This is a genomic window from Streptomyces sp. Qhu_M48, from assembly GCF_051305195.1.
Lineage (GTDB): Bacteria > Actinomycetota > Actinomycetes > Streptomycetales > Streptomycetaceae > Streptomyces.
In genome coordinates this window covers 25,646-37,798 of the sequence record NZ_CP195432.1, presented here as the reverse complement: position 1 = coordinate 37,798, position 12,153 = coordinate 25,646, and the positions used below count along the sequence as shown (strand labels likewise).

Below are 12,153 nucleotides of genomic sequence, written 5' to 3'. Positions count from 1 at the left end.
CAGGTCAGGACCGCTCTCACCCGGGTCCAGGACCTAAGTCACGACTTCGCGGCGGTTACGCCAGGTCGAGATCGGCCAGCCGGTAGCCGGTGAGGTACGTCAGACCCGCTCCGTCGATGGCCTCGGCGGCGCCCCGGTCGACGATCGTGGCGACGGCGACGACCTCGCCACCGGCCTCGCGGACGGCCTCGACGGCGGTCAGCGGCGAGCCGCCGGTGGTCGAGGTGTCCTCGACGACCAGGCAGCGGCGGCCCTTGACGTCCGTGCCCTCGATCCGGCGCTGCATGCCGTGCGCCTTCTGCGCCTTCCGTACGACGAAGGCGTCGAGGCGCTGTCCGCGCGCGGCGGAGGCGTGCAGCATCGAGGTCGCGACCGGGTCGGCGCCCAGGGTCAGACCGCCGACGCAGTCGAAGTCCAGGTCGGCCGTGAGGTCGAGCATGACCTGACCCACCATCGGCGCGGCCTCGCCGTCCAGCGTGATCCGGCGCAGGTCGATGTAGTAGTCGGCTTCCAGACCCGAGGAGAGGGTCACCTTGCCGTGCACCACGGCCTTGTCCTTGATCTGCTGGAGCAGCTCAGCGCGTACGTCAGTCATGCCCCTGAGCTTAGAGGGCGTGCTCGGAGGCGGCGCCCGCAGCTCCGGGGCGACGGAACCCCTCGGGTCCACGCACCCCTCGGGCGCCGGAACCCCTCGGGCCCACGCACCCCTCAGAGGCGGCGCCAGGTCCAGGTGCTCTCGATCTCCAGGGGGTCGATCGGGGTGACCAGGCGGGGGTGGGTGTTGAGGCCGTTCGGCGGACCGGACTGCGGCTCGACGCAGACGGCCTCCTCGGGCTCGTCGTAGACGACGACCCAGGGGGCGCGGCTCGTGACCTTCAGCTCCAGCTCCTCCGGCCAGGTGAGGGTGACGTCGACGCCGTCGGGCATGCCGAAGCAGTCGTCCCAGGGGCCGGGGGTGGGGTCGATCCGGCGTCCGGTGGGGAGGTGGTTCTCGCCGCGCTCCTCCTGCCAGGCGGGGGTGAAGTCGAGGCGCACGTCCTGACCGCCCCGGCCGAGGTTGCGCAGGAACCAGGGGTGCCAGCCGGCCTGGGCCGGGAACGAGTCGTCGTAGGTCTCGACCCCGAAGCGGAGGGTGAGGGAGTCCTCGGCCAGCTCGAAGACCTGGGTGACCGTGCCCTTGTACGGCCAGGGGTCACCCAGCTCGCAGGTGAGGACGGCCTCGGTCGCGGAGGTCCTGGCGGTCTTCCAGGCGAGGTCCCGGACGGTGCCGTGGATGGCGTGCGGCGGCGCGTTGACCGGGAGCTGGTGGGTGGTGGCCCCGTTCCGGAAGCGGCCGTTCTCGGTCCGCCCGCACCAGGGCACCATCGGGAAGCACCCGAAGCGTTCGCCCTGGCGCAGCAGCTCGGTCCCGCCGATCCGCAGGCTCTCGATCCGGCAGCCGTTCTCGGGGCTGATGGTCAACTCGGCGTCGCCCGCCGTCAGTCGCGTCTGCATGCTCACGCCCCGACCCTAATCGTGCGGGACCCCGAACGTGGGCGACCCTTTCCGGGCAGGTTTCAGCGTCGTCGGCTTTCAGCGTCGTCGACGCAGGGCCCGGCCGACGACGACGGCGGAGGCGAGCGCGAGGGCCGCCGCCGGCGCGATCCAGCGCAGGGTGGCCCCGGCGCTCGTCGCCTCGGTGGCGGGAACGGGCGCGTACCGGCCACGCGGTGGGGCGTGGTCGACCTCCTCGGCGCTCCGCCCGATCATGGTGCGGCGGGCGTGGGCGGCCTCGGCGGCGGGCTGCGGGGCGGGGAACTCGATCGGGGTGTCGGCGAGGCTCTCGTCGAGGACCGGATCGAGGGAGGGCGGCGGGACCAGCGCGTCGAAGGCGGACTCCCGAGGCTCCTCGACGCCGTCGTCGACCCCGTCGTCGTCGGTGTCGGCCTCGGTGGTGGGCTCGGTGGTGGGCTCGGAGGCCGCCGCTCCCCCGGACGCGGAGGCGCCGGCCGGCACCGACCCCGCCTCGGGCGACGGCGACTCCAGCGAGGACGACGGCCCGGGCACCGGCGAAGACGACTCCGGCCCCGAAGACGACCCCACGATCTCGTCCGGCTTCTCGCCCGGGTTCTCCTCCGGCTTGTCGCCCGGCTTGTCGTCCGGCCTCTCGCCCGGCTTGCCGTCCGCGAGGGCGGCCAGTGCCTCCACGAACTTGTCGAGCAGGCGGGCGCCCGCCGTGGACCGGGCCTCCTCCGTCGCCTCGGCGAGCCGGCCGACCGCCGTCAGGCCGCCCGTGAAGCTCAGGCTGGTGCCCTCGGCCACCGGGGTGAGGACGACGGTCAGCGACAGCTCCGCCGTGCCCTTGCCCCGGGCCTCGGTGCCCTGGCCCTCGTAGGTGATCGCCCCGTCCCGCTCGACGACCTTCAGGGCGCCCCGGTAGGTGATGGTGTTGCCGCCGACCCGCACCTTGAGCCGGCCCGTGAGGGGACCCGCCTCCGCGTCGGCGTCCCGCTGGAGGCCGGGTACGCAGCGCACCACCCGGGCGGGGTCCGTGAGCGTCTCGCGCAGGACGTCGGCCGTGACGGGAACGAACACCTCATGCTCCATGGAAGCCGAGCCTACTCAGGCCGGGGCGCGGCGTCGCCTGTTCCGCACCACGGCCCGCTTCTCCCGGCCGCCCCCGTCAGCCGCCGTACCGCGGGTGCACCAGGGTCGAGGGGGGCAGTTCGGGGCCCCGGCCCCGTTCGGCGCGGCGCGCCGCGGCCGCCAGGGTCCCTTCGCCGAGCGAGCGCAGCCGGGGCGCGTCGGCGGCGAGACCGAGGACGGGCGGGCGGCTGCCGGGAAGGGCGAGGAGGAAGCCCCAGTCGCCGGGCCCCTGGCCGGTGCCGCTGGAGCGGTCGGCGCGGTCGGGTCCCGCGGCGAAGCCGGGGGTGCGGCCGCTCGCGCTGTACGGGCGGGTCGCGAACCCGGCGGCGCGCAGGGTGGCGTCCACGGTCCAGTAGGTACGGGGCCGGCCTGCGACCGACCCGGCGTGCACGGCGAACCGGCCGGCGGGGGTGAGGACCTGGCCCACGAGCCCGTAGAACTCCTCGGAGTACAGCTTGGTGCTGGGGGTGATCCCGGGGTCGGGCAGATCGGAGATCACCACGTCGTACCGTTCCTGCACACGGTCGGTGGCGCCGCGGAGCCAGTGGAAGGCGTCCGCGTGGACCACCCGGACCCGCCGGTCCCGGAAGGCCTGCGCGTTGAGCGTGGCGAGCGCCGGGTCCGTACGGGCGAGGCGGACGACCCCCGGGTCGAGTTCGACGACGGTGACGGAGCGGACCCCGGGGTAGCGCAGGGCCTCGCGGGCGGCCATGCCGTCCCCGCCGCCGACGATGAGCACGCGCGCGTGCGCTCCGTTCATCGCGGGGTGGACGAGCGCCTCGTGGTAGCGGTACTCGTCCTGGCCCGCGACCCGGAGGCGCCCGTCGAGGAAGAGGTCGGGCGGGCCCTCACGGCTTCCCGTCACCACCACTTCCTGGAGCTCGGTGTGGAGGGCGACCCGCACCCGATCCCCGTACACGGCCCGGCGCGCCGCCTGTTCGAAGTCGTCGACGAGCACGGTCGCCGTGGCGAGGACGGCGAGGACCGACACGTTCACGGCGATGAGCAGGGCCCGGGAGCGGGGGGTCAGGTCGCGGCGGAACACCCAGAGGACGAGGCCGCCGCCGGCCACCGCGTTGACCGCGCCCGTGACGAGGGCGCCGGTGAGCTGGCCGAGCCAGGGCAGCAGCAGGAAGGGAAAGGCGAGGCCGCCGACCAGCGCGCCGACGTAGTCGGCGGCGAAGAGGTCGGCGACCGTCCCCGCGGCGTCGTCCTCGTCCCCGGGTGAGCCCTTCCGTCCGGTCCGGCCGGAGCGCCCGGAGCGCCCGAACCGCACCGAGCGGCCCGAACGGCCCGGTCCGGAGCGGTCCGCCGGCCCGGGGGCCCGCTGTATGAGCGACATCAGGAGCGGGATCTCCGCGCCGATGAGCACCCCGATCGCGAGCGAGAACGCCACGACCACGTACCGCGATTCGCCGAGCCAGGCGAAGGACGCGTACAGCACCATCGCCGAGCAGCCGCCGATGAGCGCGAGTCCGGCCTCGACCAGGCCGAAGCCGACGGCGGCACGGCAGCGCAGTCGCTTGGCGAGGAGCGAGCCCACCCCCATGGCGAAGACCATCACGGAGAGCACGACGGAGGCCTGGGTGACCGAGTCTCCGATCAAGTAGGAGGCGAGCGCGACCAGTTCGAGTTCGTAGACCAGACCGCACGCGGCGCAGACGAAGACCACGGCGAGGACCGGGAACCGCACCGTCCGGCGCGGCGGCTCGGGCCGCCGCACGGGCGCCCGCCGCACCCTCTTGGGTGGCATGGTCACGGTCGGCTCGATCATGAACGTAACGCTACGTCACGACCCGCACGCCCCTTGTCACCCACACGAGTGCACCTGGGGCGCCCAGGGGGCGTATCAGAGCGTTGCAGGCATACGTGCGCCGATACGGGTCCTGGTCACCACGAGCTGCCCTTCCTGGGGGTAGGCGTGCCAGGTGCGCCACCGCACCTGCCCCTCGTGGCGCTGCGCCAGCATCGCCGTGAAGGCGTGGGGAGAGCCGGGGAAGGTCCCCGCGAGTCCGTTGGGGTGGTCGGCGACGAGCGCGAGCAACTCCTGCGCACGCCCCGCGAAGGAGCCGTGCGAGAGCGTCTCGACACGCGCCGCGAATTCGTACTCCCATTCGCCGACGCGCTTGGACACGCCGAGCGGGAGCGGGGTGCTGCTGCCGGGCATACAGGCGACGGTCTCCGAGCAGCTGCGGCCCTCCTCTTCCAGGAGGACCTGGTGGGAGGCGCCGAGAAGCCTCAACTGGAGCTTGGCGCCGGAGAGTTCGAGGTCGAGCATGGCGAGGGCGGGCAGCGGCTCGCGCCCGAGGGCCCAGGCCAGGTCGGCCGCGCGGGTATCGGTGTAGGAGGTTTTCAGGGTGGTGAGCATGGGTCGGCTCCGCAAACACGGTTTGACGGGTGGGCCGGGGCGCCCCGGTGAAGGGTTCAACGGCAGTGGGGAATCGCCGGCTCGGGTCCACACACAGTCCGAGGGCTGTCTCTGTCAGGAGCGAGAGAACCACGGACCCCGAGCGACTCGCAGCGGTTTTACCCAACTTGCTGTGTTTTCCAACCCCTTCGGGGACCCCACAGTTCACTTGTTCACTCGGTATCGATCGCCATGTCCGCACCGCATTGCCGACGTCACGTGCCTCGGGGGTGTCTTGTCGATCACGCCGTGAGCCCGGCCTGATCGACAAGGCGCCCCCGAGGGCCGGTCACACCGGTCCCGGGACCGTCACGAAGGTCCCGGGACCGTCACCCGGTCCCGGGACCTTCAGGAGCCTCGGACGCCGTCGCGGTGCTCAGCTGCTGCCGCAGCCCCCGCCGCCGCCACAGCTCGACCCGCCGGAGCTGGAACCTCCGCAGCTCGACCCGCTGGAACCGCAGGAGCCGGCGCCCCCGCCGCAGCTCGCGCCCCCGCCACCGTTGATCCAGGTGCCGCCGTCGCCGCCGCGGGACCGCCCGCCGGACCGCCGCGGCCGGCCACCGCCACCACCGAGCCCCTGCTTGACGCTGAAGACGACGACACCGAGGACCGCGATCCCCAGGAAGACGAAGATGATCGACATCAGTACTACCCCCCGTTCTCTTGTGCGAGGGGGATTCCCGGTACGACGCCCCGCCAAAGCGCACTTGAGCAAGTCCAGAGCTTGGCTCCAGGATGGCCGTCATGACACGCCCCCTGCTCAACCGCCGGCTCGCCGAATTCGGGACCACGATCTTCGCCGAGATGTCCGCGCTCGCCGCCAGGACCGGGTCGATCAACCTCGGTCAGGGCTTCCCCGACACCGACGGCCCCGAGGAGATCCGGGAGGCCGCGGTCCGCGCGCTGCGGGACGGCCGCGGCAACCAGTACCCACCCGGCCCCGGCGTCCCCGAGCTGCGGTCCGCGATCGCCGACCACCAGCGGGAGCGGTACGGCCTCACCTACGACCCGGACACGGAGGTGCTCGTCACCGCCGGCGCCACCGAGGCGATCGCGGCGGCGCTGCTCGCCCTGGTCGTGCCGGGCGACGAGGTGATCGCCCTGGAGCCGTACTACGACTCGTACGCCGCCTGTGTCGCGATGGCCGGCGGGACCAGGGTCCCGGTCACCCTCCACCCCCACGAGGGCGCCTACGTCCTCGATCTCGACGAACTGCGGGCCGCCGTCACCGACCGGACCCGGCTGATCCTCCTCAACACCCCGCACAACCCGACCGGCACGGTCCTCACCCGGGCCGAACTGACCGCCGTCGCCGAACTCGCGATCGAGCGGGACCTGCTCGTCGTCACCGACGAGGTCTACGAGCACCTGGTCTTCGACGGTGCCGAGCACCTGCCGATCGCGAGCCTCCCCGGGATGCGGGAGCGCACGGTCACCATCGGCTCGGCCGGCAAGACGTTCTCGTTCACGGGGTGGAAGGTCGGCTGGATCACCGCGAGCCCCGAGCTGACCGCCGCCGTCCGCTCGGCCAAGCAGTTCCTCACGTACGTGTCCTCCGGCCCCTTCCAGTACGCGATCGCCGAGGCGCTCCGCCTCCCGGCCACGTACTTCGACACGCTCCGCGCGGACCTCGCGGCCAAGCGGGACCTGCTGAGCGAGGGCCTCGCGCAGGCGGGCTTCGAGGTCTACCGCCCGGCGGGCACCTACTTCGTCACCACCGACGTCCGCCCGCTCGGCGCCGAGGACGGCTTCGCCTTCTGCCGCTCCCTGCCCGAGCGCGCCGGTGTCGTCGCCATCCCCAACGCCGTCTTCTACGACCACCGCGAGGCCGGCGCCCCCTTCGTCCGCTTCGCCTTCTGCAAGAAGACCGAGGTCCTGGAGGAGGCGGTCTCCCGGCTCAAGCGGCTCGTCTGAGCCCTGACGCACGAGAGCCCGGCCCCTCGGAAGGGGCCGGGCTCTCGTCGTGGTGCGGGAGGGGCTCAGGCCTCGTCGTCGCCCGCGGCCTTGTCCTCCGGGGACTCCAGGCCGAACTGCTCGACGACCCACTTGTCGAACTCGATGGAGGCGCGGACCCAGCTGACCGTGGAGGACACGAAGTGCTCCAGGGCGACGCCGGTGCCGATCAGCATCTGGGCCTCACCGATGAGGCGGAGGGTGGCGGAGCCGTCCTCCTCCTCGTGCAGGTGCGTGTAGACCTTGGGCCACAGGGTGCGGCGGTTCCAGTCGTCGATCGCGTCGAGGACCTTGGCGCGGTCGTCGGCGGAGTGCGGACGGTCGTAGAACGTCCGCACCGAGAAGACCTGCTGCTCGTCCTCGCCGCGGAACATGAAGTACGTGCGGAACTCCTCCCACGGCGCCGCGAGGTCACCCTCGTCGTCGACGACGTACTTCAGCTCCATCTGCTCGAGGAGCTGCTTGACGAGGTCCTGGTCGGGGACGACGGGGCCCGCCGGTCCTGCGGCCTGAGGCTGGGGCTGGCCCCCGAAATTCGGAATCGAGGACGGGTCGATGCTCACCGTGTATTTCCCTTCGTACGGATGCTCGCCATCCTCCCCCATGCCGGGCCGGTTATGGCAACCCCGGACCTCTCAGAAGAGGCCGAGCTTGATCAGGAGGGCCCGGTCGAGGTCCCGCAGCTCCTCGGCGTCGAGCGCGCCCTTGAAGGCCCCGAAGCGCGCGGCCGGGTCGACGGAGTAGATCTGGTCGGTGAGAATCCGTGTCGTCCGGCCGTCGAACTCGATCTCCGGCCGGTAGACCGTCGGAGCGGCGCTGGTCGACGTCATGGCGACCGTCACCATCGAGGTCGCGAACTGGTCCGACTGGATCACGACGGCGTAGCGATTCCCCTGCTGCTCGTGTCCCCGCGCGCCGGGCAGTTGCCGGATCTCGACGATCGCCCCCCGGAAGATCACTCGGCGACACCCATGAAGCGCTGGATCGCCAGCATCTCGGCCTGGTCGTCGGGGTCGGCCGCCACGCGGGCCGCGTCGGCCTTCGCCTGCTCGATCAGCCGCTCCTTGTAGGTGCGCAGGAGGGCGTAGCGCACGGCCTCGCTGCGCGAGCCGAACTCCTCCGCGAGTGCCCTTATGGCTGCCTCCATGGACTCGTCCGTACGGACGTTGAGAGTTCCCATGGAGGCAGCGTATCGCAGAACGTGTTACAGGGTCTTGCCGGTGCCCTCCCCCACGATCAGGCCGTCCTCGAAGCGGTCCACGCGGACCGTGTCGCCGTCCACGACCTCCCCCGCGAGGATCTCCTTGGCGAGCCGGTCGCCGATCGCCGTCTGGATGAGCCGGCGCAGCGGCCGGGCGCCGTACGCGGGGTCGTTGCCCTCCTCGGCGAGCCACTCCAGGGCCTCCGGGGTGACGTCCAGGGTGAGCCGCCGCTCGGCGAGCCGCTTCGCGAGCCGGTCGATCTGGAGCCGCGCGATCCGGCCCAGCTCGGCCCGGTCGAGGGCGGAGAAGACCACCAGGTCGTCCAGCCGGTTGAGGAACTCCGGCTTGAAACTGGCCCTGACGACGTCCATGACCTGCTGCTTCTTGACGTCCTCCGTGGTCAGCGGGTCGACCAGGTACTGGCTGCCCAGGTTCGAGGTGAGGATCAGGATGGTGTTGCGGAAATCCACCGTCCGGCCCTGTCCGTCGGTCAGCCGCCCGTCGTCCAGGACCTGGAGCAGGACGTCGAAGACCTCCGGGTGCGCCTTCTCCACCTCGTCGAGCAGGACCACGCTGTACGGGCGCCTGCGGACCGCCTCGGTGAGCTGGCCGCCCTCCTCGTACCCGACGTAGCCGGGAGGCGCGCCGACCAGGCGGGCGACGCTGTGCTTCTCGCCGTACTCCGACATGTCGATGCGGATCATGGCCCGCTCGTCGTCGAAGAGGAAGTCCGCGAGCGCCTTCGCCAGCTCCGTCTTGCCGACGCCCGTGGGGCCGAGGAAGAGGAAGGAGCCGGTGGGCCGGTCGGGGTCGGCGATGCCGGCGCGGGTGCGGCGCACGGCGTCGGAGACGGCCCGCACGGCCTCGGACTGGCCGATCAGCCGCCGGCCGAGCTCGTCCTCCATGCGCAGCAGCTTCTGCGTCTCGCCCTCCAGGAGACGGCCGGCGGGGATGCCCGTCCAGGCGCCCACGACATCGGCGATGTCGTCGGGTCCGACCTCCTCCTTGACCATCGTGTCCTTCGACGACTCCTGCTGGGCCTCGGCCTCGCTCGCCTCCTCCAGATCCCGCTCCAGGGCCGGGATCTCCCCGTAGAGCAGCTTGGAGGCGGTGTCGAAGTCGCCGTCGCGCTGGGCGCGCTCGGCGCGGCCGCGGGCCTCGTCGAGCCGCTCCTTCAGCTCGCCGACCCGGTTGAGGGACTGCTTCTCCTTCTCCCAGCGGGCGGTGAGGCCGCGCAACTCCTCCTCGCGGTCGGCGAGGTCGCGCCGCAGCTTCTCCAGGCGCTGCTTGCTCGCCGCGTCCGTCTCGTTCTTGAGGGCCAGCTCCTCCATGCGGAGCCGGTCCACGGAGCGCTGGAGCTCGTCGATCTCGACGGGCGAGGAGTCGATCTCCATCCGCAGCCGGGAGGCGGCCTCGTCGACGAGGTCGATGGCCTTGTCGGGGAGGAAGCGGGAGGTGATGTACCGGTCGGAGAGGGTCGCGGCGGCCACCAGCGCGGAGTCGTTGATCTGCACCTTGTGGTGGGCCTCGTACCGGCCCTTGAGGCCGCGGAGGATCGCGACGGTGTCCTCGACCGTGGGCTCGGCGACCAGGACCTGCTGGAAGCGGCGCTCCAGGGCGGGGTCCTTCTCGATCCGCTCGCGGTACTCGTCGAGGGTGGTCGCGCCGACCATGCGCAGCTCGCCGCGGGCCAGCATGGGCTTGAGCATGTTGCCCGCGTCCATGGCGGAGTCGCCGCCGGCGCCCGCGCCGACGACCGTGTGCAGCTCGTCGATGAAGGTGATGATCTGGCCGTCGCTCTCCTTGATCTCGGAGAGGACGGTCTTGAGGCGCTCCTCGAACTCGCCGCGGTACTTGGCCCCGGCGACCATCGCGCCGAGGTCGAGCGAGACGAGCCGCTTGTTCTTCAGCGACTCGGGTACGTCGCCCTTCACGATCCGCTGGGCGAGGCCCTCGACGACGGCGGTCTTGCCGACGCCGGGCTCACCGATGAGGACCGGGTTGTTCTTGGTGCGGCGGGACAGCACCTGCACGACGCGGCGGATCTCGTGGTCGCGGCCGATGACCGGGTCGAGCTTGCCCTCGCGCGCGGCCGCCGTGAAGTCCGTTCCGAACTTCTCCAGCGCCTTGTACTGCCCTTCCGGGTCGGGTGTGGTCACCCGGCGTCCTCCCCTGCTCTTCTCGAACGCGTCGAGCAGCTTCGATGCGCTCGCGCCCTGCGCGTCGAGGATCTCACCGGCGCGGCCGCCCTTGGCGGCGATCCCGACGAGGAGGTGCTCGGTGGACAGGTAGTCGTCGCCGAGCTCCTTCGCCCGCCGGTCGGCGTCGGCGATGACCGCGAGGAAGTCGCGGCTGGGCTGCGGGGGCGCGACCGTCGACCCGGTGATGCTCGGCAGGGTGGCGAGCAGCCGCTCGGCGCCCGCCCGCACGGCGGCCTGGTCGGCCTCGACCGAGGCGAACAGGTCGACGATGTTCTCGTTGTCCTCTCCCGTGAGCAGCGCGAGCAGCAGGTGGGCGGGGGTCAGGTCGGCGTGTCCGTCGGACACGGCGCGGCTGCTGGCCGCGTTGATCGCGTCCCGGCTCCGGTTGGTCAGTTCGGCGTCCACGTGCGGTGCTCCTCCTGGGTTCTCGTGGGTCCTCCTCCTATGACTTCTCCAGGGTACACAAAGTTGAGTCGATCGCACTCAAGGTGTCGGGGCGAGACCTCACCCGGGTAGTTTCCGGGGCATGGCCACCGACCCGAAGAACCCCACCGACTCGTACCTCGGCTTCTGGCGCGAGTACCACATGAGCACCCTGACCACCCCGCGCCCGGACGGCACCCCGCACGTCGTGGCGGTGGGCGTCACGTACGACCCCGAGAACGGGTACGCGCGGGTCATCACCAACAAGCACAGCCGGAAGGTGGCCAACGTCCTGGCGGCGGGCACCGAGGGCGCGCGGGTCGCCGTCTGCCAGGTCGACAAGGGGCGCTGGGCCACCCTGGAGGGCGTCGCCCGCATCCGTACGGAGGCGGAGGTCGTCGAGGACGCGGTGGCGCGCTACGCGGAGCGCTACGGACGCACACCGGCGCCCAACCCGGACCGGGTCGTCATCGAGATCACCCTCACCCGGGCGATGGGCCGCGCCTGACCCCGTACGGGAAAGCCCCTCGCGTCCGGCACGACCTGGAGCACTCCCGTACGGAGAGCGGGAAAGCCCGGACCCCCGCGTACGGGACGAGTCCGGGCAGCACAGCGGCGCCATCGCGTTTCAGGTCCGCGATGGCGCCGCTGTGTGGGGGAAGTGCCGGAGCGATCTACAACGACGGGGGAATCGCTCAGGCACTGCGGGGGGTGGCGGTGATGGTCTCGGGCTCGATCAGCTGGTGGTCCCGCTGGTCGAGGTTGACGAAGATCATGCCGTACCGGATGGCACAGCGGATCGGCTGTGGTGCGCCCCGGGGGCGGCGCAGGCAGCGGTAGGCGCGGACGTCCTCGTCCTGCTCCCGTGCCACGACGATGGGCTCTCCGAAGAGGGTGACCTTCAGCGCGTCGCCACGGTGGGGGATGGCGGTCGCGAGGTCGACGAAGTGCCAGCCGGATCGGTAGGCCGAAGCCATCTCCCGGCGGAACCGGCGGTCATCTGGCGGGACGCTCACGCTCCCGCACCCTTGGTGGCGAACTCCCAGGACGGCTCCCCGGGGCCGGCGAGCACGGCACGCCCCGCGGCGGTCTCCCACGAGGGCTCGCTCCGGACGGGGGCGACCTCCCACGAGGGCTCGGGACGGGCGAGCACGTCGTGTCCCGGAGCGGTCTCCCACGAGGGCTCGTCCGGCCCCGCCACCACCGAGTGCGCCGGGTGACTCTCCCACGAGGGCTCGCCGTCGAGCGCGAGCACACCGAGAGCAGCCGCCGCAACGGCTATGGCGCTAAGTGCACGAACCATCCTGGTCATGGCCGATCTCCACCTCTTTTGATCACTACC

Annotated in this window: 14 protein-coding genes; 2 read left to right on the top strand and 12 right to left on the bottom strand. The window is 71.9% G+C overall.

Annotated features, from left to right (window positions below):
- Nucleotides 1-55: 55 nt before the first annotated feature.
- The 6 genes from pyrE to ACRRSS_RS00170 form a co-directional block, all read right to left on the bottom strand.
- Nucleotides 56-595 (bottom strand): orotate phosphoribosyltransferase, encoded by a 540-nt coding sequence (gene pyrE, locus ACRRSS_RS00195; RefSeq protein WP_351895139.1) that lies wholly within the window; start codon nucleotides 593-595, stop codon nucleotides 56-58.
- Between the two features lie 113 nt (nucleotides 596-708).
- On the bottom strand, nucleotides 709-1,494 hold the full coding sequence (locus ACRRSS_RS00190; protein ID WP_435975215.1) for an aldose 1-epimerase: 786 nt from the start codon (nucleotides 1,492-1,494) through the stop codon (nucleotides 709-711).
- A 78-nt stretch (nucleotides 1,495-1,572) separates the two neighbouring features.
- A complete protein-coding gene (locus ACRRSS_RS00185) occupies nucleotides 1,573-2,586 on the bottom strand; it encodes an SRPBCC family protein (protein ID WP_435969228.1) in 1,014 nt (337 codons plus the stop codon).
- A gap of 76 nt (nucleotides 2,587-2,662) precedes the next feature.
- Nucleotides 2,663-4,378, bottom strand: coding sequence for a spermidine synthase (locus ACRRSS_RS00180; RefSeq protein ID WP_435975214.1), 1,716 nt, complete (start codon nucleotides 4,376-4,378; stop codon nucleotides 2,663-2,665).
- Between the two features lie 96 nt (nucleotides 4,379-4,474).
- Nucleotides 4,475-4,993, bottom strand: coding sequence for a DUF2617 family protein (locus tag ACRRSS_RS00175; RefSeq protein WP_435969227.1), 519 nt, complete (start codon nucleotides 4,991-4,993; stop codon nucleotides 4,475-4,477).
- Between the two features lie 415 nt (nucleotides 4,994-5,408).
- The gene (locus ACRRSS_RS00170; protein WP_435969226.1) at nucleotides 5,409-5,675 is read right to left on the bottom strand and encodes a hypothetical protein; all 267 of its coding nucleotides are present in this window, start codon (nucleotides 5,673-5,675) and stop codon (nucleotides 5,409-5,411) included.
- 92 nt (nucleotides 5,676-5,767) lie between these two features.
- On the opposite strand from ACRRSS_RS00170, the gene ACRRSS_RS00165 reads away from it, so the two are divergent.
- Entirely contained in the window at nucleotides 5,768-6,946 is a 1,179-nt protein-coding gene (locus ACRRSS_RS00165) for a pyridoxal phosphate-dependent aminotransferase (RefSeq protein WP_435969225.1), read from the top strand.
- A gap of 65 nt (nucleotides 6,947-7,011) precedes the next feature.
- Here the strand turns inward: ACRRSS_RS00165 and ACRRSS_RS00160 are convergent, their stop codons facing one another.
- From ACRRSS_RS00160 to clpB, 4 genes are all read right to left on the bottom strand, one after another.
- A complete protein-coding gene (locus tag ACRRSS_RS00160) occupies nucleotides 7,012-7,548 on the bottom strand; it encodes a YbjN domain-containing protein (protein WP_351895128.1) in 537 nt (178 codons plus the stop codon).
- A 72-nt stretch (nucleotides 7,549-7,620) separates the two neighbouring features.
- The gene (locus ACRRSS_RS00155; RefSeq protein WP_435969224.1) at nucleotides 7,621-7,944 is read right to left on the bottom strand and encodes a type II toxin-antitoxin system PemK/MazF family toxin; all 324 of its coding nucleotides are present in this window, start codon (nucleotides 7,942-7,944) and stop codon (nucleotides 7,621-7,623) included.
- Entirely contained in the window at nucleotides 7,941-8,165 is a 225-nt protein-coding gene (locus ACRRSS_RS00150; protein ID WP_223834870.1) for a hypothetical protein, read from the bottom strand. The genes ACRRSS_RS00155 and ACRRSS_RS00150 overlap by 4 nt, the downstream gene beginning before the upstream one ends.
- 24 nt (nucleotides 8,166-8,189) lie before the next feature.
- Complete coding sequence (clpB, locus tag ACRRSS_RS00145) at nucleotides 8,190-10,793, bottom strand: ATP-dependent chaperone ClpB (RefSeq protein WP_435969223.1); 2,604 nt, start codon at nucleotides 10,791-10,793, stop codon at nucleotides 8,190-8,192.
- Nucleotides 10,794-10,914: 121 nt separating this feature from the next.
- Between clpB and ACRRSS_RS00140 the strand changes: the two genes are divergently transcribed.
- Nucleotides 10,915-11,319 carry a pyridoxamine 5'-phosphate oxidase family protein gene (locus ACRRSS_RS00140; RefSeq protein ID WP_435969222.1) on the top strand — a complete coding sequence of 135 codons (405 nt, stop codon included), beginning with the start codon at nucleotides 10,915-10,917 and terminating at the stop codon, nucleotides 11,317-11,319.
- 187 nt (nucleotides 11,320-11,506) lie between these two features.
- Here the strand turns inward: ACRRSS_RS00140 and ACRRSS_RS00135 are convergent, their stop codons facing one another.
- Complete coding sequence (locus ACRRSS_RS00135; protein WP_024755935.1) at nucleotides 11,507-11,827, bottom strand: hypothetical protein; 321 nt, start codon at nucleotides 11,825-11,827, stop codon at nucleotides 11,507-11,509.
- Complete coding sequence (locus tag ACRRSS_RS00130; RefSeq protein WP_435969221.1) at nucleotides 11,824-12,123, bottom strand: hypothetical protein; 300 nt, start codon at nucleotides 12,121-12,123, stop codon at nucleotides 11,824-11,826. The genes ACRRSS_RS00135 and ACRRSS_RS00130 overlap by 4 nt, the downstream gene beginning before the upstream one ends.
- Between the last annotated feature and the right edge of the window lie 30 nt (nucleotides 12,124-12,153).